We start from the raw sequence: 23,704 nt of genomic DNA on the forward strand, positions 1-23,704 counted from the left end.
CGCACTGGCCGCACGAACGAACTACCACCCCGGTCCACTGTGGGCGGGAGTAGGAGGAGCTGGATGTTCCAGAACGCCGACGAGGCCAAGAAGTACATCGCGGACGAGGACGTCAAGTTCGTCGATGTCCGTTTCTGCGACCTGCCGGGTGTGATGCAGCACTTCACGATCCCGGCCGAGGCCTTCGACCCGGCCGAGGAGCTCGCCTTCGACGGCTCCTCCATCCGCGGCTTCCAGGCCATCCACGAGTCCGACATGGCGCTCCGCGCCGACCTGTCCACCGCGCGCGTCGACCCCTTCCGCCGCGACAAGACGGTCAACATCAACTTCTTCATCCACGACCCGATCACGGGCGAGCAGTACTCCCGTGACCCGCGCAACGTGGCCAAGAAGGCCGAGGCCTACCTCGCGTCGACCGGCATCGCCGACACCGCGTACTTCGGTCCCGAGGCCGAGTTCTACGTGTTCGACAGCGTGCGCTTCAAGACCGCCGAGAACGAGTCCTTCTACCACATCGACTCCGAGGCCGGCGCCTGGAACACCGGTGCGATCGAGGACAACCGCGGTTACAAGGTCCGCTACAAGGGCGGCTACTTCCCGACCCCGCCGGTCGACCACTTCGCCGACCTGCGTGCCGAGATCTCCCTGGAGCTGGCCGCCTCCGGCCTCCAGGTCGAGCGCCAGCACCACGAGGTGGGCACCGCCGGCCAGGCCGAGATCAACTACAAGTTCAACACGCTGCTCGCCGCGGCCGACGACCTCCAGCTCTTCAAGTACATCGTGAAGAACGTCGCCTGGCGCAACGGCAAGACCGCGACCTTCATGCCGAAGCCGATCTTCGGTGACAACGGCTCGGGCATGCACGTCCACCAGTCGCTGTGGAGCGGCGGCTCCCCGCTGTTCTACGACGAGGCCGGCTACGCGGGTCTGTCGGACATGGCCCGCTACTACATCGGCGGCATCCTCAAGCACGCCCCGTCGCTGCTCGCCTTCACCAACCCGACGGTGAACTCGTACCACCGCCTGGTCCCCGGCTTCGAGGCCCCGGTCAACCTGGTGTACTCGCAGCGCAACCGCTCCGCGGCCATGCGTATCCCGATCACGGGCTCGAACCCGAAGGCCAAGCGCGTCGAGTTCCGCGCGCCCGACTCCTCCGGCAACCCGTACCTGGCGTTCGCGGCCCTGCTGATGGCCGGCCTGGACGGCGTCAAGAACAAGATCGAGCCGGCCGAGCCGATCGACAAGGACCTGTACGAGCTGGCTCCCGAGGAGCACGCGAACGTCGCCCAGGTCCCGACCTCGCTCCCGGCCGTCCTCGACTCGCTGGAGCGCGACCACGAGTTCCTGCTCGCGGGCGACGTCTTCACGTCCGACCTGATCGAGACGTGGATCGACTACAAGCGCACGAACGAGATCGCCCCGCTGGCCCTGCGCCCGCACCCGCACGAGTTCGAGCTGTACTTCGACGTGTGATATCGCCCCAGGTCAGAGCGGGTTTCCGCTCCCCTGGGCCGTGTGGGCCGTCGGCCGTGTTCTTCCTGTCGGGAAGGGCACGGCCGACGGCCTGTTTCGGGGCCTGCCACCGCTTGTCGCCCCTGTTCGACCGACGGCGGAGCAAACCACAGGACAGCGGCGAACGGCACCCTTAAGATCACCGCCTACTGATCAGTGAGCACAGGGGTGGTCGTGACCAAGTTCTACCTGAGCGTGTGCCTGCCCTCGACCGCCCTCGGGGACCTGCGCGCGGCGCTGGACGCCGTGATGGCGCCGTTCGACATCAGCTTCCCTGATGGCAAGTGGAACCCGAACGGTGAATGGGACTGGTGGCACATCAATGGCGACGACGAGAACGGTTTCGTCGTCAGGCCGGAGTTCGACGGCGATCCGCGTCTGATCCACGAGCCGACCTATCCGGCCGGCCGACCGCGTGCGCGCCGGGCACTGCGCTGCGATGGCGGACCGCGGGGCCTGCTCGACTTCGAAGCCACCAAGGCCAGAGCCGTCGATGAGGGCCGAGCCCGGTGGCAGGCCGAGCAGCAGGACTTCGCACGTCTCGTCGCCGACCACCCTTCGGCCGAGCCGCTGAGCACGTTCCTGGAACGGCACCGTGCGAATTCGGAAGGCTATCCCCGCGAGCAGGCTGTCGCGGACCACCATGCCCAGCCCTTGGTATCGGCGTTGAACCACCGTTCGGCCTGGGAGCGCTATCCGAACCTGGGCCTGTGGGTATTGGGGCCTGAAAGTGACCCGATCTCCCACTTCACCCGGGACGTCCAACCGGACTTGGACCAGGCGGCGTCGTGGGCCCTTGCGCCTACCGCCTTGCTCACCCTGGACGGGCAGTGGATCGAGGCGGACCGGCCAGGACCGTTCACGAACGTCCTGCCCGGTGAGGAGCCGTCGGCCGCTTACGCCCGACAAACCACTGCCTACCTCGATGGGCTCCATGAGGACTGCGTCGTCGTTCGCCTCCTGTGCCACTGCTGATCAGGCTCGGGTCCTCAATTCCGCCGGACAGAACCTGGGACACCGCGCCGCCCTCATCGGGGCCGGCCGTCCGCGACGGGCGCACCGAATGCGCGTTCTCTCCCGAGTCCAGCAGCACCGACGCCCAGGAGTGCCGCAAGGCGTGCACGGCTCCCGGGGAGTCGTCGAGCGGAGGGGGTGGCGGCGGACCGCGGGCAGGTCTGGACGTAGGGTGCGGAGGCTGTAGAGATCACGCGGGCGTCCGCCCTCGATCCGGCACTCGGAGAGGACCCATGGCCATCTACCTCGCAGCACTCTGTGCCCTGTGGGCCCTGGTGGCCGCCGTCGGCGGCATCGCAGCGATCGCTTTCGGCTGGGTGCTTCCCAACATCCGGGCGGGTGTGCGGTACAAGCGCGCCTACGGCGTGGGAGCTCTGGTGTCCGCCGTCGGCACGTCCTTCATGGCAGCCGGCGAGATGACGTCCAGCGATCTGTTGCATTCGGCGGCCCACACAGTCGGCGTCCTGTTCCTGGCTCTCAGCATCGGGCTGATCCGAGCGAGCAAGCATCCCGCGGGCACAGACCTGGGAGCCCTGGGTTAGCGGCGTGCGCACGGCCGTCGATCCAGCCGCACGCGTCTCCGGCCGTGTCCTTCCTCCGGGAAGGGCGCGGCCGGTGCCGTTCGTGCGCCGGTGGCGGAAGAACGGTGCCGGGGGGTTCTTTGCCCGCCGCGGGGCCGATCGGACCCAGTTCATGGGGAAGCGCGGGCGCACAATGGAAAGCGGGACGAGTGCCTGAGTGCGGGGTGGTGCGAGATGCGGAGCCGGTTCCGGAACGATCGGCAGCTGACCGTGCGGATGACGGTCACGCTGTTCCTGCTCGGATTGCTGTACGTGGCCTTCGTCGCCGCGTTGATCGTGTTGCTGAAGTCCTGGGTCCTGGTCGTCGTGATCGCGGCCGGGATGCTCATCGCGCAGTACTGGTTCTCGGACCGGATCGCGCTGTACGCCATGCACGGAAGGATCGTGGAGCGGGAGGAGTATCCCCAGCTGCACGGTGTCGTCGACCGGCTGTGCGCCGTGGCCGACATGCCCAAGCCCCTGGTCGCCGTGTCCGACATCGACATGCCGAACGCGTTCGCCACGGGACGCAACGCCGATCACGCCGTGCTGTGCGTGACCACCGGGCTGCTGCGCCGACTGGAGCCCGACGAGCTGGAGGGCGTCCTCGCCCACGAGCTGTCGCACGTGGCCCACAAGGATGTCGCCGTGATCACCGTGGCGTCCTTCCTCGGGGTGCTCGCGGGACTGATCGTGCGGTTCGCGTTCTACTCGCAGCTCTTCGGCGGGCGGGACCGCAAGGACCAGAACACCGTCGCCATCTTCATGGCGGTGATGGCGGTGTCCGCGGCCGTGTACGCCATCAGCTTCATGCTGATCAGGGCGCTGTCCCGGTACCGCGAACTGGCCGCCGACCGGTCCGCGGCCCTGCTCACCGGCCGCCCCTCGGCGCTGGCGTCCGCGCTGACCAAGGTGACCGGGGACATCGGCCGGATCCCGACGAAGGACCTGCGGACCGCGCAGGCCTTCAACGCCTTCTACTTCACCCCCGCGCTCGGCGCCCAGCCGGGCATCGCCAACCTGTTCTCGACCCACCCGAGCCTGGAGCAGCGGCTCGAACAACTGGCCCGGATCTCCACGGAGCTGGGCGAGCCCGCGGTGCCGGACGCGGGCACCCCGACTCCCGGAGAGGTTCTCTGACCGCATGGGGTTCCTGGACATCCTGCTCGGCCGCAGCAAGCCCGCCGTACCCGACCTCGACCAGCTCTTCGGACTGCCGTCGGCGGCCCTGACCCTCCAGGCGGCGGCCGGGTTCACCCCGACCGGGACGGGCGCGGTGTGCTTCGCGTCCGTCGAGGGCGCGGCCTTCGCCCAGGCGCACCAGGAGGCGCAGGCCCTGCTGGACGCGGACACCGCGCGTACGGGTCCCCCGGTGGAACGGAGCCGCGACGAGTACGGCTACTCGTGGCTGGTCTCCCGCCGCACCCCCGAGGACCTGCCGGCGCTGGTGAGCGATCTGCACGCGGTCAACAGCTCCCTGGAAAGCACCGGCTTCGGTCCTCAGCTGCTGTGCTCCGTGGTGGGTTTCGAGGACGGCGGCGAGCGGCGGCTCGGTCTCGTCTACCTGTACAAACGCGGGACCTTCTATCCCTTCGCGCCGCTCGCCGGCGGGGGCGAGCGGCGCGACAACGCGCTGGAGCTCCAGATCAAGGCGGTCCTGTCCGACGACCAGCGCGTCGAGCAGGACCTCGCCCGCTGGTTCCCGATCTGGGGCGCGCCGGGCCTGTGACGCCCCGCGCCGAGGAGCCCCACGCCGGGCGCTCATCCGGATTTCTCCCGACTGCACCCCATCCCATATCGCTATAAAGTCGTACGGAATCGACACAAGGGGTGCCCTCATGAGCAATCTGTTCGTCGTCGCCTACGACGATGTCGCCACCGCGAGCCGGGTGCGCGACAAGCTCTTCGAGCTGTCGAAGCAGCATCTCGTCGAGCTGGAGGACGCGGTCGTCGTCGAGCGCAGCGAGGACGGCCGGATCAAGCTCCACCAGGCGGTCAGTCACACGGCCTTCGGCGCGGCCGGGGGCGCGCTGTGGGGCGGTGTCATCGGGCTGCTGTTCCTCGCGCCGCTGCTCGGCGCGGCGGTGGGCGCGGCGGCCGGTGCCGCGGGCGGGGCGGTCACGGACACCGGGATCAACGACAAGTTCATGAAGGATCTCAGCCAGAATCTGCGGCCGGGCGCGGGCGCGCTGTTCGTCCTGGTCAAGCAGGCGGCCGGGGACAAGGTGATTCCCCAGATCGCCGGGTTCGGCGGCCAGTTGGTGCAGACCTCGCTGAGCCAGGAGCAGGAGGACCACCTGCGTGAGGCGGTCGCCGCCGCGCAGGCGAAGGCGGCCGGGGGCACCGCGCCGCCGGAGACGGGACCGGCCACGGTCGTCACGGCCACGCAGGCGACGGACTCCGGGGTCACGAAGCCGTCGCCCGGTCCGGCCGAGCCGGGCCCGAGCGGTACTCCCGCAGCGGGCTGAGCCGGGCCCGAGCGGTACTCCCGCGGCGGGCTGAGCCGAGCGGCCCGGCCCGTCGATCACCCTGTCCCTCCCGGTGGTTGAGCACCGGTTCCGGCGACCGGACGGCACCCCCGTACCCCGCCTCGGGCGCGGTGCGGTCCGCGTGCGTGAATGGGGAGATGCTCTCCGCCTTCACGCACGACCACGACGACGAACGACTGAGCTGCGTCTCCAGCGACGGTGCCCCTGCCGACGGTTCCGTCGCGACCGCCGTCCTGCTGCACGGCGCGGGCAACGGCAGCAAGGAGCGGCTGCTCCCGCTGCTCGGCGAGTTCGCCGCCCGCGGCTGCGCGGGGCTCGCGTTCGACTTCTCCGGACACGGCGAAAGAACCGGCACGCTGGGCGAGTTGAGCCTTCGGCTGCGGTTCGAGCAGGCCGTGTCGGTGATCGACGCGACGGTTCCGGCGGATGCCCCGCTGATCCTGGTCGGGTTCAGCATGAGCGGCCAGACGGCGGCCGATCTCGTACGCCACTACGGGAAACGGGCGGTGGCCCTCGTCCTGTGCGCGCCCGCGGTGTACGCCGCCGAGGCCTGGCCCCTCCCGTTCGAGGACCCGGAGAGCACCCCTCGGCAGGACGGTGCGGCGGCGCAGAGCCGGTTCAGCGGGATCCTCCGTACGCCGGACAGCTGGCGGCGGACGTCCGCGCTCGACGTGCTGCGGGACTACGAGGGCCGCGCCGTGCTCGTCGTGCCCGCCACGGACGCGGTCATCCCGCCCGCCGTGACGCAGGCTGTCGCGGAGGCGCTGGGCGCTCGCGCGGACTTCACCCGCCTCGAACTGCCGGACGCCGATCACTTCCTGGGCCTCTGGTTCCGCGACCACGCCGAGGACCGGCGCCGGCTCGTGGACCTCGCCCTCACCGGACTCGGCACCCCGGCCGGTGAGTCCACGGCGGTCCGCCCGGCCGCCCCGGCCGATGAGCCCGCCGGGGCCCACCAGGCCGGCGCAGTCCCCGAGGCCGAGGGGGCCTGAGCGACGGCGGACACGGCCCGAGCGGGCGACGACGCCGTACCTCCCCGTCGGCGGTCCGTACCGCCGGCCGCCGCCTCAGACGCCCGGTGCCGCCGGGACCACGCCCGCGATGACCGCCGCCCCCAGCGCCGCGTGGTCGGCGGCGTTGCGGTCCGTGTAGCGCAGCGCGAACTCCGCGACGGCCCGCTCGAAGGTGTCGGAGCCGCCGAGATAGGCGGCGATCGCGACGCGGTCGCCGGAGCGGGCGTGCGCGCGGGCCAGGGCGGTGCCGCACAGCCGGGCGTAGGCGCGCAGCTCGCCCGGGCCCATGCCGGCGATGTCCGCCGACTCCTTCATGTCGTGCAGCTGGCGCCAGTAGAACGCGCGTCCTTCTGGGCCGGTCGTCCAGCCGAGGAAGGCGTCACCGGCGGCCTGCATGAGCCGCTGGCCCGCGACGACCCGGCGCCCGGGATGGACGTAGGGGCCGCTGGGCAGATGTTCTTCGAGGACGGACCGTCCCGCCTGTCTGATCTGGAGGAACAGCGGGTCGTCGGCGTCCCGTCCGGCGAGCAGCACGATGAAGCAGCGGGTGCCGACGCTGCCCACGCCGACGACCTTGCGGGCGGCGTCGACGAACCGGTAGCGGTCGAGCAGCAGCCGGCGTTCCTCGGGGAGCGTGGAGCGGTAGTCGCTGAAGATCTTGCGGAGCGAGGCCATGTCCATGGCTCCGGCCGGTTCCAGGAGGGGCGGGTCGTGGACGATGCGGCGGCGGCCCCCGACGGTCTCGGTGAGTTTGCCGAGCGCCAGCAGGCTGGTGCGGCGGCGGGCCCGGGTGAGGGTGGCCTCGGCGCGTCGGCCGCGGCGGCCCGAGCGGACCAGGGGCAGCAGCAGACCGGCGTCGATGTGCTGGTACCAGACGGCCAGTTCGCCCTGCCGGGCCAGCCGCCGTACGGCCTCGCGGTACTGCCCTGCGGCGGCCCGTGCCGCTCCGAAGACGTGCTCCTCCTTGTGTCCGTTCTCCCGGGCCGCGACCGCGACGCTGGCCGCGAGCCGTTTGACGTCCCACTCGAAGGGGCCGGGGAAGGTCTCGTCGAAGTCGTTGAGGTCGAAGAGCAGGGGGCGTTCCGGAGCGGCGTAGAGACCGAAGTTCAGCAGGTGGGCGTCGCCGCACAGCTGGACGGTGAGCCCGGTGTGGGGCTGGGCGGCCAGGTCGGCCGCCATGACGGCGGCGCCCCCGCGCAGGAAGGCGAGGGGGGAGGCCGCCATCCGGGCGTATCTGATCGGCAGGAGTTCCGGAAGCCGGTCCCTGCCCTGTGTCTGGAGGATCCCGACGGGGTCGGGGCGGCCCGCGGCCGGGATCCAGCTGCCGTGCGCGGAACGGCGTACCCGCTTGCGGGCCGCCCGGCCGCGGGCGGCGCGGTCCGCCGTACCGGCCGTACCGGCCGTGACGCTGTCGCGGAGCACGGCCGTCAGTGCCTTGCGGCCCGGGCGACGTCGGCCTTGACGTCACCGGTGAGGGAGCGGTTGCTGCGGGCGGTGGCGTCCTTTGAGCCGCCCGCGGCGACGTCGTCCACCGTCACGACGGTGGTGTCGAGGAGGTTGCCGCTCGCGTCGCGGAAGTCGACCTGGACGACGTACGACTTCGCCGAGGAGGTCGGATTGGCGGCGGTGACCTTGACCGTGGCGCGCCCGTCGGAGTCGGCGGTCGCGGTCCCGTCGAGCTTCACCTCGCCCTTGGCGTCCGCGCCGCTCTTGAACTCGTCGAACTTCCGGCCGGCCTCGGCGGTCGCGGAGGCGAGGGCGTCACCGGCCTCGGTGGCGGCGGACGCGGCCTGCGAGACGGCGGAGGCGGCCCGGGAGGCGGCGGACGCCGCCTTGGACGCGGTGCCCGAGGGGCTGCTGTCGTCCGAGCAGGCGGTCAGCTGCGCGGCCAGGGCCGCCACCACGGACACGGCCAGAATCAGCCGGACCGGTCCTCGTATGCCGTCCCTCTGCTGCATCGTCTCTCCCCACGTGGTCCTGGTTCGCCTCCGGATCCCGCTTCCTCGCGGTGGCCCAAGTCAAGGCCGCGGGCCGGTCCGCCGCATGCCCGGCTGCGTCCAACGGGTGAACCTCGTCCCGTGACGGGGGTGCGTCCTGGAGGATGACAGGGGCGGAGTGCGAGTACGGAGCGACCGGACGGAGACGACGTGACGGGGAAGCCGCGGCACATCGGGGTGGCGGAGCGGCGGGCACGGCTCGGGCTGCGGCAGCGGCTGGCCCGCTCCGCGCGGGCGGCGGGTCCCGAGGAGGTGGCGGACTCCCTGGTCGCGCTGCACGGCACCGATCCGGCGACGGTGTATCTGGCGGTGGGTGCCCGGCTCGCAGACGCCGGCGGCACGGTGGCGCGGGTGGAGCGGGCCCTGTACGAGGACCGTTCACTCGTACGGATGCACGGCATGCGGCACACGGTGTTCGTGTTCCCCACCGATCTGGCTGCCGTCGTGCACGCCTCGACGGCGCTCGACATCGCGGCGAAGGCCCGTGCCGCACTGGTCAAGGACCTGGTCGCCGGAAGCGGCGGGCGGCTGACCGGGCCGTGGCTCGACGAGGTCGAGGCGTCGGCGCTCGCCGCGCTGGCCCGGCACGGCGAGGCCACGGTGAGTGAACTCAGCGTGGACGAGCCACGGTTGAAGGAGCAGTTCGCCTACGCGGCCGGGAAGAGCTACGAGGGTGTGCACACCGTCTCGTCCCGTCTGATGCGTGTCCTGGGGGTCGAGGGCCGGGTGGTGCGGGGGCGTCCGCTCGGATCCTGGACGTCGACGCAGTTCCGCTGGGCGGTCGCGCCGCCGCATCCCCCGGTCGCGCCCGCCGAGGCCCGCTCCGAGCTGCTGGACCGCTGGCTCAGGGCGTGCGGGCCCGCCACCGAGGCCGACCTGAAGTGGTGGACGGGGTGGAAGGTCACCGACGTACGGCGGGCGCTGGCCGCGAGCGGGGCGGTGGCCGTCTCGCTGGACGACGGGGTCACCGGGTACGTGGCGGCGGGTGACGAGGAGGCCGTGGACGGGCCGGACGCGCCCTGGGCCGCCCTGCTGCCCGGCCTCGATCCGACGCCGATGAGCCGGCCGGAGCGGGACTGGTTCCTCGAACCGTCCCTGCGGCCCGCCCTCTTCGACCGCAGCGGCAACGTCGGCCCGACGGTGTGGTGGGACGGCCGGGTGGTCGGGGGCTGGGCGCAGCGGCCCGACGGCGAGATCGTCTGGCGGCTGCTGGAGACCGGGGGCGTCGGCCGCGAGGCCCTGGCCGCGATCACGGCGGAGGCCGAACGTCTGCGGGGCTGGGTGGGCGAGACGCGCGTCACCCCGCGCTTCCGGACGCCCCTGGAACGGGAGTTGTCGGCGGAGTAGAGCACGGCGACACCGGGACCGGCGCCCCGGAACGGCGCTGTCCGGGTCCGGGCCGCACGGGTCGGCGCCGGCACCCGGGCGGGTGCCGGCGCCGGAACCGGTGCCGGGCGGCCCCGCCGCGAGGCGGAGCCACCCCGCGCCGGTCGACGCGCCCGGTCTCTCAGCGCGCGTACCTCATCAGGGCACGCACCATGTGACACGTGGTGTCCGACGGCGGGTGCACACCGATGAGGAGCGCGGTGCTGCGGATCTTCTCGTCGCGGGCCTGGTTCGGCACGTACACGCCGGAGTCGAGCAGGGCGATGGCGAGTCGCATCGCCTTGAGCCGGCGGTTGTGCGTGACGTACCAGTCGCGGGGGCGCCCCGGCGGCAGCGGGCGCTTCTCCACGGGCTCGTACGGCAGATCCAGCGGAACCGCCGTCTTGGATGTGGACTGGGTGGGCAGCGGCTTCAGTGCGGCAGCGGGCACAGGCATCCTCCTGTCGCGGTCAGGGCGCCGTCCGGACCCCCCGGCGACACCCTCGAACACTGCTTCTATTCTACCGCCGGGCACTGACAAAAGCCGCTGGCCACAAGCGCTTTGGGGGCGCCGTGACAGCCGGGGGAAAAGGGCTCTGGCGTAACGTGTGCGGCATGGAGATCTGGATCAATCCGGCCTGTTCGAAGTGCCGCAGCGCGATCAGCCTGCTCGACGCGGAGGGCGCCGAGTACACCGTCCGCCGGTACCTGGAGGACGTGCCGAGCGCGGACGAGATCCGTGCCGTCCTCGACCGTCTCGGCCTCGAACCGTGGGACATCACCCGGACCGGGGAGGCCGACGCGAAGGAGCTGGGGCTCAAGGAGTGGGCGCGGGACGCCGGTTCACGGGACCGGTGGATCACCGCGCTGTCCGAGCACCCGAAGCTCATCCAGCGGCCGATCATCACCGCGGACGACGGGACGGCGCTGGTGGGCCGTACGGAGGAGGCGGTACGGGACGCCATGTCCCGCTAGCCCGGCGGCCCGACGGCCGGGTCGCCCGACGGTCCGGCAGCGGCAGGAGGCGGGCCCCCTCGCCAACTCCCCTGTGATCCAGGTTACTTAAGTGAATGCCGTAACCGTTGAGTAACTGCGTTCGGCATCTCGTACATAGCGGCGTAACGCTCCCCCACTCTCTGGAGGCGCGCATGTCGCGTAGGAGAACTCTCAGCACCAAGAAGAAGATCGCTCTGCTGGTCAGCGCGGCGACCGTGGCCGGCGGCGGGGCCTTCGCCCTGGCCGCCACCTCGAACGCGGCGTCCGTGCAGACCGCTCAGACTTCTGTCGTGTGCCAGGGCCTGGCCACCGCGCTCGGCAACAACCTGAATTTCATCGCGGACCAGAAGGCCCACCCCGACTCCCAGTCGGCGGCCAGAATCGCGAACCGCGACGCGGTCGTCGCGCAGATCAAGGTTCAGCAGCAGGCCTCGGGCTGCGCTGTCGGGGAGTCGGCTCAGGGCTCCCAGACCGGCCAGCAGGCCGCCAAGCAGCCCGCGCAGTCCGCTCCGGCCCAGGCCGCCCCCGCGGCTCCGGCGCAGAGCGCCCCCGCGAACAACGCGGGCGGCGGCGCGGCGACCGGGCAGCAGGTCTGCAACGGTTCGACCGTCACGCTCTCCGGCGAGGGCGGCGCTCCGGCCGCGTCCAGCAACCAGTTCCCGGCCGGTACGAAGCTCAAGGTGACCAACCTGGACAACAACAAGTCCACGACCGTTCAGGTCACCTCGGTCTCCGGCAGCTGCGTCCTGCTCAACAACGCGGCCTTCGAACAGGTCCGTGAGCCGGGCAAGTTCCTGATCCGCCGGGCCCGTATCGAGAAGGTGGGATAACGGGCGGATCGCCACGAAAGCCCTGTCGTCGCCGACCTGCCCCGGGTCGGAGGCGGCAGGGCTTTCGCCTGCGCGGGCGGCCCTCCGCACGGACGGCCGCCCTCACCCCGGAACGGTCAACACACCTGACATCAGGGCGAATGCCCCCAGGCGGCTTCACCCGGATCGCATACGAGGAACTCCCGCCGGAGCTCCGCGGCCGCGGCGGGCGACGGGTCGGGCGATCGCGAGCGCGAACGATCACAAGCGGTCGGAGACGGTCATGCGGGCCGTGTGAGACCGGGCACATACGACCCAGGTAACACGGGGTTCACATTCGGGCAACGCTCGGGAAATCGCTGGTTGACAGGCTTCCGGTCATCCCCGGCGGCGCCCCAGTGCCGCAGCGCCGCAGCACCCGCAAGTGCGATCAAGACCCACCCCGAAGGATGTGGCCCGTGAGCTTCAAGGCTGAGTACATCTGGATCGACGGCACCGAGCCGACGGCCAAGCTCCGTTCCAAGACGAAGATCCTGGGCGACGACGCCAAGGGTGCGGAGCTGCCGATCTGGGGCTTCGACGGCTCCTCGACGAACCAGGCCGAGGGTCACGCCTCGGACCGCGTACTCAAGCCCGTGGCCAGCTTCCCGGACCCGATCCGCGGCGGCGACGACATCCTCGTCATGTGCGAGGTCCTGAACATCGACATGACGCCGCACGAGTCCAACACCCGTGCCGCGCTGGCCGAGGTCGCCGAGCGGTTCGCCGCCCAGGAGTCGATCTTCGGCATCGAGCAGGAGTACACCTTCTTCAAGGGCTCGCGCCCGCTCGGCTTCCCCGAGGGCGGCTTCCCGGCCGCGCAGGGCGGCTACTACTGCGGTGTCGGCGCGGACGAGATCTTCGGCCGTGACGTCGTCGAGGCGCACCTGGACAACTGCCTCAAGGCGGGTCTCGGCATCTCCGGCATCAACGCCGAGGTCATGCCCGGTCAGTGGGAGTTCCAGGTCGGCCCGCTCGCGCCGCTCGAGGTCTCGGACCAGCTGTGGGTCGCCCGCTGGCTGCTCTACCGCACCGCCGAGGACTTCGGCGTCTCCGCGACGCTGGACCCGAAGCCGGTGAAGGGCGACTGGAACGGCGCGGGCGCGCACACCAACTTCTCCACCAAGGCGATGCGCGAGGGCTACGACGCCATCATCACCGCGTGCGAGTCGCTCGGCGAGGGCTCCAAGCCGATGGACCACGTCAAGAACTACGGCGCCGGCATCGACGACCGTCTGACGGGCCTGCACGAGACCGCCCCGTGGAACGAGTACAGCTACGGCGTCTCCAACCGCGGCGCCTCGGTCCGCATCCCGTGGCAGGTCGAGAAGGACGGCAAGGGCTACATCGAGGACCGCCGTCCGAACGCCAACGTCGACCCGTACGTCGTGACGCGTCTGATCGTCGACACCTGCTGCACCGCGCTGGAGAAGGCCGGCCAGGTCTGATCCCGCCCAGCACTTCCGAAGAGGCGTCCACCGTCGCGGTGGGCGCCTCTTCGCGTCGCCCGGGGGAACGGCGGCCGCACGAGGTCGACTTCACGCCAAGGAGGCGTCCGAGCAGTGGGCACAGGCTCCTGTTACGGGGCCGTGTCTGCTTCAATGGGTTCATGGCCAACTTCCAGAAGTGCGTCGCGACGGGTCGCCATGACCTCGAGCCCTTCTGGCCTTCCCGTCAGCACCACGACTTCGACCGGGTGTGTTGTCGCGCGACGAACGCGCCGGCCCTCTAAAGCCGTACACCCCGGCCTTCGGCCAGCGCGCACGACGTACGTCCTCGACCGCCCCGACCACGAACTCGCGGCCGTCGAACCTCCCGACGAACTTCTCGCGCGAAAGAGCTGACCTCTCATGGCGACCACCCGTTCCTTCTCCTCCGTCGCGACCTCCCCCCTTCCCGCGCCCCCGGCCGCCCCCGCGCGGCACCGGCTGCGTGCCGTGGACCGGGACGAGGTCGCCGATGTGGCGACCTTCCTCCCCCCGGGCGCCACCTGGCTGCCCGCTCCCCAGAACGCGCTGCCCGTCCTGCCGGGACAGCCCCCGATGATCGGCTACCTGGTCCTCGTACCGGCCGATCAGCAGCCCCTGCTGCCGGTCGCCGTCACGGCCCCGGCCGAGCCCGTCGGCGGCGCCGCCGACGGCACCGGGACCGCCGATCCGCTGGTGCGCGTCGACACCGTGCAGCGCACCGCCGAGGTCGACGGGCAGGCCCTGGACCTCACCTATCTGGAGTTCGAGCTGCTTGCGCATCTCGTCCGGCATCCGCACCGGGTGCACACCCGCGACCAGCTGGTCTCCACGGTGTGGGGCTACGGCCACGTCGGTGACGGGCGGACCGTCGACGTCCATGTGGCGCGGCTGCGCCGCAAGCTCGGCGCCCGGCACCGGCAGGCGATCCAGACGGTGCGCCGGGTGGGCTACAAGTACACGCCGCCGACCGGCCGCTGACCTCCACGGACCGCAATCCCGTACGGCTGCGGCCGCGTCCGGGGCGTCCGGCGAATCTCCTGTCGGCAGATCGGAGTTCCGCCGGACGGCCCGCGCGGGCACAGTCGTCCGTATGACACGCAGACTTCTGATGCTGGGCGGTACGGAGTTCGTGGGGCGCGCGGTCGTGGAGGCGGCGCTCACCCGGGGGTGGGACGTGACCGTCTTCCACCGGGGCCGCCACGAACCCCCTTCCGGTGCACGGTCGTTGCTCGGCGACCGCACCACGGCGGACGGCCTCGCGGCGCTCGCGGGCACCACGGACACCTGGGACGCCGTCGTCGACACCTGGTCGGCCGCCCCGCGCCCCGTCCGGGACGCGGCGCGACTGCTGGCCGGACGGGCGTCCCGCCATGTGTACGTGTCGAGCTGCTCGGTGTACGCCCGGCCGCGCGCCGCCGGGTTCGCCGAGGACGCCCCGCTCGTGGAGGGCGCGTCGGCGGGCGCCGACGCGACCGACTACGCCCGGGACAAGCGGGGCGGGGAACTGGCCGCCGCCGATGCCTTCGGCGCCGACCGGTCGCTGCTCGTGCGGTGCGGACTGATCCTCGGGCCGTACGAGAACGTCGGACGGCTTCCGTGGTGGCTGGACCGGATCGCGGCCGGGGGTCCGGTGCTGGCCCCCGGGCCCCGTGATCTGCCGCTCCAGTACGTCGACGTCCGGGATCTGGCGGAATGGACGCTCGGCGCCGTGGAGGCCGAACTCGCCGGTCCGTACAACCTGGTGAGCGCCCCGGGACACAGCACCATGGGGGCGCTGCTCGACGCCTGCGTCGAGGCCACCGGGTCGCGGGCCGAGCTGCGCTGGACGGACCCCGCGACCGTGCTCGGCGCCGGGATCGAGCCGTGGACGCAGCTTCCGGTGTGGGTGCCGCCGGACTCCGAACTGCACGCCTCGGTGTACGCGGGCGATGTGTCACGGGCCCTGCGGACGGGCCTGCGGTGCCGGCCCGTCGAGGAGACCGTCGACGCCACCTGGAACTGGCTCAGGTCGCTCGGCGGCCCCGGCCCCCGGCGCGCCGACCGGCCCGCGGTGGGACTGGATCCCGCGGTGGAGGCGAAGGTCCTCGGAATCTGAGACCCGGGAATTCCCCGCTTCCGGCAGTTCGGCCGTGCCGGATCGAACTCGGTTGCGAGGAAGGGAAGTTGGAGCACCGTGGACGGCCGTCCGATGGCAGCCCACGGTGCTCCGCGGACCTCGGACGGTTACTGAATACGAGTCAAGAAAACCGCCCTCAAACCTGAATTCCGAGATCAACTCCCGGAAATTCGCGGGCTTCTGGGTCCATTGTGACCGAATTGGTCTCAGGACTTTCCAAGATTCTTCCGAGACACCTGAACACCTCTGGCACCTCCCGCGTATGGAATGGAGCCGCTTCACTCCTGTCGGGCGCCTCGCTGCCCCGCAAGGAAGTCAGAGGAGTTCCATGGGACGCAACATTCGAAAACGCCGTTCGCCGCTGGCGGTTCGCGCCGTTGCCGCGTCGGCAGCGCTCGCGATCGGTGGGGGTGGGCTGGTCTGGGCGAATTTCTACGCCTCGGCGCACGAGACCAACTCGGGGCGCAACACCACCAAGTCCGCGCCCGCCCAGGTGGCCACCATCAGCTGCCCGGACGTCGGCCAGAAGCTGTCCAACGTTCCGAACCAGGCGCGGGGCCAGGTCGACGGGGAGCTGGCGACACTCGACCAGCAGATCACCGCCGCCTACCAGCGACTCGCGACCACGCGTGACGCGCAGGTGAGAGACGCGAGCTTCGTCCAGAACTCCATCCTCACGCCGCTCAAGCAGAACCGGTCGGTGATCATCGACCGGATCAAGCTGGAGATCAACCGCGTCGGCGGCAGGGCTCCGGGCTGGCTCGACGGGCTCTCCACCTGTACGGGCCAGCCCGCCGCGGGTCAGGCCAACGGCGGCCAGAACAACGGCGGCGCCACGGCCACGGCCGCTCCGTCCGCCGCCGCGAGCGCGAGTGCCGGTGCGGGTGCCGGTGCCGGTGCGGGTGCCTCCGCGAGCGCGAGCGCACCGGCCGGTGGTGCCCAGGCGAACAACGGCGGACAGGCCGGCAACGGTCCGCTCGCCACCGACTTCGTCGACATCACGAAGGTCCAGCCGAACGTCGCCGCCAAGCCCGCTGTCGGGGCCGCCGGTTCGCGCGGTGTGTTCTCGTCGTCCTGCGGTGTCAACGCGAACAAGAAGTTCAACACGGACAACGTGATCGTGGCGCCGGGTGTCTCCAACGGCGCGCACCACCTGCACGACTACGTCGGCAACCAGTCGAACGACGCCTTCGCCACCAACGACACGTTCGCTGCGGCGCAGACGTCCTGCGCCAACCAGGGCGACAAGTCGACGTACTACTGGCCGGTCGTGCGTATCCAGAACGGCACCCAGGACTTCGACCAGAACAACCTGGGCGGCGGCAAGGAACTCAACGTCGGCGCGATCCAGCGGGTGAAGCAGGCGCAGATCAAGTTCGTCGGCAGCCCGACCAGCAAGGTCGTCGCGATGCCGAAGTTCCTGCGCATCATCACCGGTGACGCCAAGACCACGACCAACGGTCTCGCGAACGCCAACGCCCACTGGAGCTGCACCGGCTTCGAGAACAAGGTGCAGCTGACGCAGCAGTACCCGATCTGCCCGCGCGGCAGCACCGTGGTCCGCACCTTCGCCTTCCAGAGCTGCTGGGACGGGGTGAACATCGACAGCGCGAACCACCGTACGCACGTGGCCTTCGCCGACGCCCAGGGCAACTGCGCCAACGGGTTCAAGGCGATCCCGCAGCTGACGATGCGCCTCGTCTACAACTTCCGGGCCCCGACCCTCACCAACGGGCAGATCAAGAACGCCTACGCGGTGGACGGTTTCCCGGAGCAGCTGCACAAGCCGGCCACCGACCACGACGACTTCATCAACGTCTTCGACGACGCCCTGATGAACAAGATGGTCACCTGCATCAACAACGGCCAGCGTTGTAGGTAGCCCCACCGAGAAGGCCGGTGGCGGGATCTCCCGCCACCGGCCTTCTTGTGTGCCCGCCCGGGTCCCGCGCGGTCAGCCGCTGTGCTGATGACCCGAGTGCGAGGCCCCCTGCTCCAGCGTCCCGCCCAGCCGGCCGCGCAGCGTCGTGACCATCTTCTGGTCCCCCACCGCGACCCACTTGGCGCCCACGAGGTACGAACCGCCGTAGTCCTTGGCCCCGTTGAGCCACTCGCGCTGACCGCGGTCGGTGGCGAAGGTCGCCAGGATGAACTTGCCCGCGCTGATCTTGCAGACGCCCTGGCGGATCTCGTCCGCGTCGGTCTGGATGCTCGGCCTGCACTTCACCTCGGCGGCCAGCTCCTCAAGACTGCCGGTGGCCGTGGGCGGCACGGTCTCCTTCGCCGCCGCGCTCTTGCCGTCCGATCCGCCGCCGCAGCCGGTCAGTGCCAGCAGGGCGGCGGCCACGGCCGCCCCGGTCAGGAGCTTCCCGCGTGTCAACCTCATACGTTCCTCCGGTACCTGTCGGCGTTCACGCCGAGAAGAGCCCCGGCGAGGGCTCTGCCTTCGATACGGCTCCGGGCGGCCCGGTGCTCAATCCGCCCCCGCGGACGGGGAACCCGGTACCGCCCGGGACACGGTTGTGCGAGGGTGACACCCGTGAACGAAGACTGGGAAGAGCGTACGGCGGCGGCCTGGGCCCGTTTCGACGACTACGAGGAGGAGCGGGCGGCGGACTTCCGCGGGGTGATCGACGCGCTGGTCGCGGAACTGCCGGCGGACAGCCCCCTCGGCCCCTTCGAGCAGGCCTGCGCCTGGGACTCGACGGGCCACTCCGACAAGGCCGTCCCCCTGTACCGGGAGGCTCTTGCCCGGGGTCTGAGCGGTTACAAGGGCCGCCGGGCGCGGATCCAGCTCGCCAGTTCGCTGCGCAACATCGGCCAGGCGGACGAGGGCGTCAAGCTCCTCACCCCCGAACTGGTCGCGCCCTCGGACGAACTGGACGACGCGGTCCGTGCCTGCCTGGCGCTCTGTCTCGCCGATCTCGGCCGCGAACGCGAGGGCCTGGCCCTGGTGATCGGCGCGCTGGCCCCCCATCTGCCGCGCTACCAGCGGTCGATGGCCAACTACGCCCGCCTGCTCGTCGAACCCGGGGAATCCGCGGGCTGAGTCCCCCGCGGGGCCGGTGACCATCCGCCGATTCGCTCGTTCTGCTGAACGTGCAGTCACAGGATGTAGCCCCGCGCCCCGCACCCTCCTCCGGAGCGGTCGTCGACGTCGAGCAGGCCGAGGCCGCGCTCGTCGAGCACTACCCGCGGCTGGTCCGGCTCGCCTATCTGATGCTCGCGCCGAGCCTCGGCCGCAACCGGCGGGTGCTGACCGCGCACGCCCTGGCCCAGCGCGCCCTGCCGCGGGGCAGGGCGGCGGGCGACACGTCGGCGATCCCGGCCCAGCAGAGCGGCGGCGGCCGTGACGGCGACCCGGGCTACGCCTTCGTACGCCTCCAGGTGGTGCGCGCGGCGCTGGAGGCGGGACTGCCGCTGCGGCGGCGGGCGTGGCCCAAGCGGTCCCAGCTGCCTCCGCTCCTCCCCCAGGTGTGGGGCCTGCGACTGTTCCCCCGCTCCGGCGGCGCCGACGAACTCGCCCTGGACCAGCGGCTGTCCGCGCTCTCCGGGCCGGCCCGCGCCGCCTACGTGCTGCGCGGTCTGGAGAAGCTGGCCGACGCGCCGCTGCGCCGGGTGCTGGCGGCGGCGGGGGTGGGCGACCCGGCCGCGGCGCTGCGGGAGGCCTCGGGCGTCGAGGCACGGGACGCGCTGCTCGAGTCCCCCGAGTTCGACCCCTGCTCGCTCCAGGCCCGGCCCACCGATCTGATGCGGCGCAGGCAGCACATGAAGGCCGCGTTCGCCGCCACCGCCGCCGCGGCCGTGTGCGGCGCGCTGCTGGCACTGCCGGGCGACGGCTGGGGGCCGGACGGCGCAGCGGCCCCCTCGTACGCGCAGAACCCGGCCGCCGAGGCCGCGCTGGACCCGGCCCGGCTGGAGCGGGTGGCGCCCGCGGCCTGGGAGTCCTCCGCGCGCACCGACTTCTCCGTCTGGCCGGCCCGCGGCGGCCTCGTCGGCGACACCGCGCTGCTGCGCCGCGCGCTCGCGGTCTGGGCGAGGCCGGGCGAGTCCGTCCAGGTCTCGGCGACACCCGGCACGCCCTCCGGCGCTCCGCCCGGACCGCCCCAGCTGCTGTACGCGGGGGTCGTCGACCAGGCGCGCGTGGTGCTCCTGTACGACGGTCTGCGCATCGCGCGCTACGCCGAGCCGAAGGACGGCACGGGCGGCGCGGCCCTGGACTTCGCGCGGGCCGACGGGGCGGACGGGGCGGAGGCGAGCGCGGTGGTGCTGGGCCGCGCCGACGGCAACGTCCGCTATCTGACCGCGCCCTGGGTGACCAAGGCCGCCGAGCGCGATCTGCTCAAGCCCTCGGCCGGGGCGATGGACCTCACCCGGTCCGCGGACGGCACCACCTCTCCGCTGGCCGGTCCGCCGCAGACCGGCGCGTGCACGTCGTGGAACGTGCTCCAGGTCCAGGACGCCACCGGCACCCGGCTGCTGACCGACCTCGGCGAGCTGATCCCGGCCCACCTCACCGCGGGCAGGCCGGCCGCGCCCCGGGAGGCGGCGGGGGCGGAGAACCTGCGGGAGTGGGCGCCGTTCGCGTGCTCGCTGGCCACCATGCGCTCGCAGGGCGTGCGGAGCGTGAACGCCTGGGAGTACGCGCGCCAGCCGCTGCCCGACGCGAGCGGATCGGCGGCCTGGGTGTGCACGCGTGCCGACACCTGGCGCGGCGGCGGCACCCGGGTGCTGGCCCAGTTCCGTACCCCGGGCGGGGTGTACGGGGCGGTGGCCGCGAAGGCCGAGAACTCCCCGGCGTGCGGCTCCCGCGATCCTCATGTGCTGGCCGGTGTGCTGTGGAAGTCGGGCGGCGGGGTCTGGTATCTCCTCGCGGCCGGCGGCAAGGGCACCGCGTCGGTCCGGGCGACCGGCGGGGTGAGCGGCTCCGCGCCGGGCCCCCTGCTCACCGTGCGGGCCACGCAGGGAGCGCAGGCCGAGCTGAAGGGGACCCTGACGGACGGCCGTGACATCACCGGGCTGCGCTGACCGCCGGGACACCGGCCGCGGGCCCGGCACGGGGACGACGGCTTCGGTACGGGCACACCGGCCCGCTTTGCTGACAGAGACGTAAACAAGTGGGCGCAGAGGGCTTCTCCGGGCGCCTACCCGTCAGTACATTGACGCCATGTCTAACACGCAGGGCCGGCTGCCCCGGCCGGTCGAGTCCGAGCGGACGGCCCTCAAGGCACGGAAGGTGTCGTTCTCCTGGGAGGACACCCCGCTGCACTGGGTGCCGGGAGAGCCCTTCGCCACGCACACCATGAACGTGCTGCATCTGCTGCTGCCGGCCGGCGAGCGGTGGTTCGTCCATGTGTACCGGCAGGTCCTGCCCCTCATCCGCGACGAGCGGCTGCGCCAGGACGTCATCGGGTTCATCGGGCAGGAGGCGACGCACTCGCAGGCCCACGACGAGGTGCTGCCCCATCTGGCGGCCCTGGGGCTCGACCCGACGCCGTACACCGCGCAGGTCGACTGGCTCTTCGAGAAGCTCCTCGGCGACCGGACCCTGCCGCCGGGCAGGGCGCGCCGCTGGTGGCTGCTGGAGCGGGTCGCCCTGATCGCCGCGATCGAGCACTACACCGCCTTCCTCGGCGACTGGATCCTGAACTCGGAGGAGCTGGACCGGCGCGGCGCCGACCCGGTCATGCTGGACCTGATGCGCTGGCACGGCGCCGAGGAGGTCGAGCACCGCTCGGTGGCCTTCGATCTGTTCGTGCACCTCGACGGCAGCTACCGGCGGCGCGCGCGGACCTGGGCGACGGCGTTCACCGCGCTCGTCTTCCTGTGGCAGCGCGGGGCCCGGTTCTTCATGGAGAACGACCCGACGCTCGTGAACGGCCGGGCGAGCTTCAAGGCCTTCCACACCGCGGGGAAGCGGGGCGTGCTGCCGCCGACCGGCGCCCTGCTGAGGTCCGTCCCCCGCTATCTCAGCCGCGCCTACCACCCCTCGCAGGAGGGCTCCACCGAGCAGGCCGCCGCCTATCTGGCCGTCTCCCCCGCCGCGACGGCCGCCTCGGCCGCCGAGAAGGCCGCAGGTGCCGCGTGACGCCGAGGCTCGGGACCGTCGTCGCCGTCGCCGGGGCGGCCGTGCTCGTACGGCGTGCGCTGCGCCGCCGGATCGGGGCGTCACCGCTGTGGCCGCTGCCCGCGCTGGAGGACCCCGTCTCGGGCCGGCCACGCTCACGGACCCTGCGACTGCGGGTCGGGCGCCACGAGACCGTCGCCGACGGTGTCGTCCTGCTGCGGCTGGAAGGCACGGACCTGCCTCCCTGGGAGCCGGGAGCCCATCTCGAAGTGGTGCTGCCCTCCGGGCTCGTGCGGCGGTACTCCCTGTGCGGGGACCCGGAGGACCGCTCCTCGTACACCGTCGCGGTCCGGCTCGTCGAGGACGGGCGGGGCGGTTCGCGCGAGGTGCACGAACAGCTCCGGGAGGGCGTGGGCGTCGAGGTGCGCGGACCGCGCAACCGCTTCCCGCTCGTGGCGGCGCCCGCCTACGTCTTCGTCGTGGGCGGCATCGGGATCACCCCGGTGCTGCCGATGCTGCGGGCCCTCCCGGAGGACGCCGACCGGCGGCTGCTGTACGGCGGCCGGACGCGCGCCTCGATGCCGTTCCTCGAGGAGATCGAGAAGCAGGACCGCACGAAGGTCACCGTCGTCGCCGAGGACGAGGACGGACTGCCGGACCTGGACGCGCTGTTCGCGGACCTCGTGCCGGGGACGGCGGTCTACTGCTGCGGACCGGACGGGCTCATGGCGGCCGTCGAGGCGCGGATCCCGGCCGGGGTCGCACTGCACCTGGAGCGGTTCACCGCCTCCGCGCCCGGTGCGGGCGACACCGCCTTCGAGGTCGAACTCCGGCGCAGCGGACGCACGGTGACCGTGCCCGCCGGTTCGACGGTCCTCGCGGCGGTCCGTGAGGCGCTGCCCGGCACGCTCTACTCCTGCGAGCAGGGATTCTGCGGAACCTGCCGGCAGCGGGTCCTGGAGGGGGAGGTCGAGCACCGCGACGAACTGCTCACGGACGCGGAGCGTGACGACTCGATGCTGATCTGCGTCTCGCGGACCCGCGGCGAGCGCATCGTGCTGGACATGTGGACGTCCGCCGCCCGGACCGGCCCGTTCCGGGCCGGATCCGATCGGTAAAGTATCCGCATGACAACCGGGGTACGCCGCAGGATGGGTGTCGAGGAGCGACGGCAGCAGCTGATCGGTGTCGCCCTCGAACTGTTCAGCCGACGCTCGCCCGACGAGGTCTCCATCGACGAGATAGCCTCGGCCGCGGGCATCTCGCGACCCCTGGTCTATCACTACTTCCCGGGCAAACTCAGCCTGTACGAAGCGGCGTTGCAGCGTGCCTCCGACGATCTCGCGGAGCGTTTCGTGGAGCCCCGCGAGGGCCCGCTGGGCGCGCGGCTGCTGCGGGTGATGCGCCGCTTCTTCGACTTCGTGGACGACCACGGGCCCGGTTTCGCCGCGTTGATGCGGGGCGGCCCGGCCGTCGGCTCGTCGACGACCAACGCGCTCGTGGACGGCGTACGGCAGGCGGCTTATCTCCAGATCGTGTCGCATCTGGACGTCGAGGACCCGCCCGCCCGGCTGGAGCTGGTGATCCGCTCCTGGATCTCGCTCGTCGAGTCGACGGCGCTGATCTGGCTGGACGGACGGCGGATCGAGCGCGGCGAGCTGGAGGTGCAGCTCGTCCACGACTTCGCGGCCCTGGCCGCGGTGAGCGCCGCCTACGACCCGGAGGTCGCCGCGCTGCTGCGCAAGGGACTGAGCGACGAGCCGGGCGACGGGCCCTTCACCGACCTCGTCGTCCGGCTGCTCGCGCTCGCCGCGCCGCCGGAGGCGTAGGAGCGGGGGTTACGCCTCGAACTTCCGGTACGACGGGTCGAGATCGCGCACCTCGGTGGAGACGTGCAGCGTGACCCCGTCGACCGGCTCGATGTGCTTGCGCAGCAGCTCCAGCGGGGCCTCGGAGAGCTTCGCCCTGGTCTCCTCGCTGCGGCCCGCGAGCAGCGCGAGCGTGACGTGCACGACGGCCGGGCCCGTGCCGCCGCCCACCACGTCGCCCACGATCTCGTCCGCGGTCCGCAGCGTGCGGGTCTTGCACGCCTCCAGCCGTGCGGCGGCCGTCTCGACGACCACGGGGTGCAGCGCGAGCGCGAACGCGCGCCAGTCGACGTGGTCGAGTGCCGGGGAGAACTCGACGGTGATCTGCGGCATGGGTGCTCCTGTTCCGGGGGTCTCCGGCTCACCCTAGCCGCCCCGCCCGGCGGGACC

At 71.8% G+C, this 23,704-nt stretch carries 24 protein-coding genes; 19 read left to right on the forward strand and 5 right to left on the reverse strand.

Features of this window, described 5'->3' with window-relative positions:
• Positions 1 to 63: 63 nt before the first annotated feature.
• The 7 genes from glnA to WJM95_RS08625 all read left to right on the forward strand — a co-directional run bounded on the left by glnA (position 64) and on the right by WJM95_RS08625 (position 6,567).
• On the forward strand, positions 64 to 1,473 hold the full coding sequence (gene glnA, locus WJM95_RS08595; RefSeq protein WP_339128979.1) for a type I glutamate--ammonia ligase: 1,410 nt from the start codon (positions 64 to 66) through the stop codon (positions 1,471 to 1,473).
• 213 nt (positions 1,474 to 1,686) lie between these two features.
• The gene (locus WJM95_RS08600) at positions 1,687 to 2,487 is read left to right on the forward strand and encodes a hypothetical protein (RefSeq protein ID WP_339128980.1); all 801 of its coding nucleotides are present in this window, start codon (positions 1,687 to 1,689) and stop codon (positions 2,485 to 2,487) included.
• A gap of 272 nt (positions 2,488 to 2,759) precedes the next feature.
• Positions 2,760 to 3,068, forward strand: a complete 309-nt coding sequence (locus tag WJM95_RS08605; protein WP_339128981.1) for a hypothetical protein — start codon at positions 2,760 to 2,762, stop codon at positions 3,066 to 3,068.
• Positions 3,069 to 3,281: 213 nt separating this feature from the next.
• Positions 3,282 to 4,226 carry a zinc metalloprotease HtpX gene (gene htpX / locus WJM95_RS08610; RefSeq protein ID WP_339128982.1) on the forward strand — a complete coding sequence of 315 codons (945 nt, stop codon included), beginning with the start codon at positions 3,282 to 3,284 and terminating at the stop codon, positions 4,224 to 4,226.
• 4 nt (positions 4,227 to 4,230) lie between these two features.
• Positions 4,231 to 4,815 carry a hypothetical protein gene (locus WJM95_RS08615; protein WP_339128983.1) on the forward strand — a complete coding sequence of 195 codons (585 nt, stop codon included), beginning with the start codon at positions 4,231 to 4,233 and terminating at the stop codon, positions 4,813 to 4,815.
• A gap of 109 nt (positions 4,816 to 4,924) precedes the next feature.
• Complete coding sequence (locus tag WJM95_RS08620; RefSeq protein WP_339128984.1) at positions 4,925 to 5,554, forward strand: DUF1269 domain-containing protein; 630 nt, start codon at positions 4,925 to 4,927, stop codon at positions 5,552 to 5,554.
• 158 nt (positions 5,555 to 5,712) lie between these two features.
• Positions 5,713 to 6,567 (forward strand): alpha/beta fold hydrolase, encoded by an 855-nt coding sequence (locus WJM95_RS08625; RefSeq protein ID WP_339128985.1) that lies wholly within the window; start codon positions 5,713 to 5,715, stop codon positions 6,565 to 6,567.
• Between the two features lie 75 nt (positions 6,568 to 6,642).
• On the opposite strand, the gene WJM95_RS08630 is transcribed toward WJM95_RS08625, so the two are convergent.
• The gene (locus tag WJM95_RS08630) at positions 6,643 to 8,010 is read right to left on the reverse strand and encodes a DUF2252 domain-containing protein (protein WP_339128986.1); all 1,368 of its coding nucleotides are present in this window, start codon (positions 8,008 to 8,010) and stop codon (positions 6,643 to 6,645) included.
• A 5-nt stretch (positions 8,011 to 8,015) separates the two neighbouring features.
• Positions 8,016 to 8,546 carry an FxLYD domain-containing protein gene (locus WJM95_RS08635; protein ID WP_339128987.1) on the reverse strand — a complete coding sequence of 177 codons (531 nt, stop codon included), beginning with the start codon at positions 8,544 to 8,546 and terminating at the stop codon, positions 8,016 to 8,018.
• Positions 8,547 to 8,735: 189 nt separating this feature from the next.
• On the opposite strand from WJM95_RS08635, the gene WJM95_RS08640 reads away from it, so the two are divergent.
• Complete coding sequence (locus tag WJM95_RS08640) at positions 8,736 to 9,932, forward strand: winged helix DNA-binding domain-containing protein (RefSeq protein ID WP_339128988.1); 1,197 nt, start codon at positions 8,736 to 8,738, stop codon at positions 9,930 to 9,932.
• Between the two features lie 160 nt (positions 9,933 to 10,092).
• On the opposite strand, the gene WJM95_RS08645 is transcribed toward WJM95_RS08640, so the two are convergent.
• Positions 10,093 to 10,401: a hypothetical protein gene (locus WJM95_RS08645; RefSeq protein ID WP_339128989.1), complete on the reverse strand. Its 309-nt coding sequence runs from the start codon at positions 10,399 to 10,401 to the stop codon at positions 10,093 to 10,095.
• A gap of 164 nt (positions 10,402 to 10,565) precedes the next feature.
• Here WJM95_RS08645 and WJM95_RS08650 point away from each other — a divergent pair, with 164 nt between their 5' ends.
• The 6 genes from WJM95_RS08650 (at position 10,566) to WJM95_RS08675 (ending at position 17,261) form a co-directional block, all read left to right on the forward strand.
• Positions 10,566 to 10,925 (forward strand): arsenate reductase family protein, encoded by a 360-nt coding sequence (locus WJM95_RS08650; protein WP_339128990.1) that lies wholly within the window; start codon positions 10,566 to 10,568, stop codon positions 10,923 to 10,925.
• Between the two features lie 173 nt (positions 10,926 to 11,098).
• Positions 11,099 to 11,776: a hypothetical protein gene (locus tag WJM95_RS08655; RefSeq protein WP_339128991.1), complete on the forward strand. Its 678-nt coding sequence runs from the start codon at positions 11,099 to 11,101 to the stop codon at positions 11,774 to 11,776.
• Positions 11,777 to 12,213: 437 nt separating this feature from the next.
• Positions 12,214 to 13,242 carry a glutamine synthetase gene (glnII, locus tag WJM95_RS08660; RefSeq protein WP_339128992.1) on the forward strand — a complete coding sequence of 343 codons (1,029 nt, stop codon included), beginning with the start codon at positions 12,214 to 12,216 and terminating at the stop codon, positions 13,240 to 13,242.
• A 402-nt stretch (positions 13,243 to 13,644) separates the two neighbouring features.
• Entirely contained in the window at positions 13,645 to 14,241 is a 597-nt protein-coding gene (locus WJM95_RS08665) for a winged helix-turn-helix domain-containing protein (protein WP_339128993.1), read from the forward strand.
• A gap of 112 nt (positions 14,242 to 14,353) precedes the next feature.
• Positions 14,354 to 15,358 (forward strand): NAD-dependent epimerase/dehydratase family protein, encoded by a 1,005-nt coding sequence (locus tag WJM95_RS08670; RefSeq protein WP_339128994.1) that lies wholly within the window; start codon positions 14,354 to 14,356, stop codon positions 15,356 to 15,358.
• A gap of 349 nt (positions 15,359 to 15,707) precedes the next feature.
• Positions 15,708 to 17,261 (forward strand): DUF1996 domain-containing protein, encoded by a 1,554-nt coding sequence (locus tag WJM95_RS08675; protein WP_339128995.1) that lies wholly within the window; start codon positions 15,708 to 15,710, stop codon positions 17,259 to 17,261.
• A gap of 72 nt (positions 17,262 to 17,333) precedes the next feature.
• Here WJM95_RS08675 and WJM95_RS08680 read toward each other — a convergent pair whose 3' ends face one another.
• Entirely contained in the window at positions 17,334 to 17,765 is a 432-nt protein-coding gene (locus tag WJM95_RS08680; protein ID WP_339128996.1) for a hypothetical protein, read from the reverse strand.
• A 153-nt stretch (positions 17,766 to 17,918) separates the two neighbouring features.
• Between WJM95_RS08680 and WJM95_RS08685 the strand changes: the two genes are divergently transcribed.
• From WJM95_RS08685 to WJM95_RS08705, 5 genes are all read left to right on the forward strand, one after another.
• Entirely contained in the window at positions 17,919 to 18,428 is a 510-nt protein-coding gene (locus tag WJM95_RS08685; RefSeq protein WP_339128997.1) for a tetratricopeptide repeat protein, read from the forward strand.
• A 50-nt stretch (positions 18,429 to 18,478) separates the two neighbouring features.
• Positions 18,479 to 20,407, forward strand: coding sequence for a hypothetical protein (locus WJM95_RS08690; protein WP_339128998.1), 1,929 nt, complete (start codon positions 18,479 to 18,481; stop codon positions 20,405 to 20,407).
• Between the two features lie 139 nt (positions 20,408 to 20,546).
• Positions 20,547 to 21,467, forward strand: coding sequence for a metal-dependent hydrolase (locus WJM95_RS08695; RefSeq protein WP_339128999.1), 921 nt, complete (start codon positions 20,547 to 20,549; stop codon positions 21,465 to 21,467).
• The gene (locus WJM95_RS08700) at positions 21,464 to 22,564 is read left to right on the forward strand and encodes a PDR/VanB family oxidoreductase (RefSeq protein WP_339129000.1); all 1,101 of its coding nucleotides are present in this window, start codon (positions 21,464 to 21,466) and stop codon (positions 22,562 to 22,564) included. Before WJM95_RS08695 ends, WJM95_RS08700 begins: the two co-directional genes overlap by 4 nt.
• Positions 22,565 to 22,573: 9 nt before the next feature.
• On the forward strand, positions 22,574 to 23,275 hold the full coding sequence (locus tag WJM95_RS08705; RefSeq protein ID WP_339129001.1) for a TetR/AcrR family transcriptional regulator: 702 nt from the start codon (positions 22,574 to 22,576) through the stop codon (positions 23,273 to 23,275).
• Between the two features lie 9 nt (positions 23,276 to 23,284).
• Here WJM95_RS08705 and WJM95_RS08710 read toward each other — a convergent pair whose 3' ends face one another.
• Positions 23,285 to 23,647 (reverse strand): isomerase, encoded by a 363-nt coding sequence (locus tag WJM95_RS08710; protein ID WP_339129002.1) that lies wholly within the window; start codon positions 23,645 to 23,647, stop codon positions 23,285 to 23,287.
• Positions 23,648 to 23,704: the final 57 nt, after the last annotated feature.

Source organism: Streptomyces sp. f51, assembly GCF_037940415.1.
Taxonomy (GTDB): domain Bacteria; phylum Actinomycetota; class Actinomycetes; order Streptomycetales; family Streptomycetaceae; genus Streptomyces.

What these genes read in the sequence shown, in the direction of transcription:
- WJM95_RS08670 (WP_339128994.1), top strand. Translation starts at nt 14,354, where the DNA reads ATGACACGCAGACTTCTGATGCTGGGCGGTACGGAGTTCGTGGGGCGC.
- WJM95_RS08620 (WP_339128984.1), top strand. Translation starts at nt 4,925, where the DNA reads ATGAGCAATCTGTTCGTCGTCGCCTACGACGATGTCGCCACCGCGAGC.
- WJM95_RS08680 (WP_339128996.1), bottom strand. Translation starts at nt 17,765, where the DNA reads ATGAGGTTGACACGCGGGAAGCTCCTGACCGGGGCGGCCGTGGCCGCC.
- WJM95_RS08675 (WP_339128995.1), top strand. Translation starts at nt 15,708, where the DNA reads ATGGGACGCAACATTCGAAAACGCCGTTCGCCGCTGGCGGTTCGCGCC.
- WJM95_RS08615 (WP_339128983.1), top strand. Translation starts at nt 4,231, where the DNA reads ATGGGGTTCCTGGACATCCTGCTCGGCCGCAGCAAGCCCGCCGTACCC.
- WJM95_RS08625 (WP_339128985.1), top strand. Translation starts at nt 5,713, where the DNA reads ATGCTCTCCGCCTTCACGCACGACCACGACGACGAACGACTGAGCTGC.
- WJM95_RS08710 (WP_339129002.1), bottom strand. Translation starts at nt 23,647, where the DNA reads ATGCCGCAGATCACCGTCGAGTTCTCCCCGGCACTCGACCACGTCGAC.
- WJM95_RS08655 (WP_339128991.1), top strand. Translation starts at nt 11,099, where the DNA reads ATGTCGCGTAGGAGAACTCTCAGCACCAAGAAGAAGATCGCTCTGCTG.
- WJM95_RS08695 (WP_339128999.1), top strand. Translation starts at nt 20,547, where the DNA reads ATGTCTAACACGCAGGGCCGGCTGCCCCGGCCGGTCGAGTCCGAGCGG.
- glnA (WP_339128979.1), top strand. Translation starts at nt 64, where the DNA reads ATGTTCCAGAACGCCGACGAGGCCAAGAAGTACATCGCGGACGAGGAC.
- WJM95_RS08635 (WP_339128987.1), bottom strand. Translation starts at nt 8,546, where the DNA reads ATGCAGCAGAGGGACGGCATACGAGGACCGGTCCGGCTGATTCTGGCC.
- WJM95_RS08665 (WP_339128993.1), top strand. Translation starts at nt 13,645, where the DNA reads ATGGCGACCACCCGTTCCTTCTCCTCCGTCGCGACCTCCCCCCTTCCC.
- WJM95_RS08605 (WP_339128981.1), top strand. Translation starts at nt 2,760, where the DNA reads ATGGCCATCTACCTCGCAGCACTCTGTGCCCTGTGGGCCCTGGTGGCC.
- htpX (WP_339128982.1), top strand. Translation starts at nt 3,282, where the DNA reads ATGCGGAGCCGGTTCCGGAACGATCGGCAGCTGACCGTGCGGATGACG.
- WJM95_RS08650 (WP_339128990.1), top strand. Translation starts at nt 10,566, where the DNA reads ATGGAGATCTGGATCAATCCGGCCTGTTCGAAGTGCCGCAGCGCGATC.
- WJM95_RS08705 (WP_339129001.1), top strand. Translation starts at nt 22,574, where the DNA reads ATGACAACCGGGGTACGCCGCAGGATGGGTGTCGAGGAGCGACGGCAG.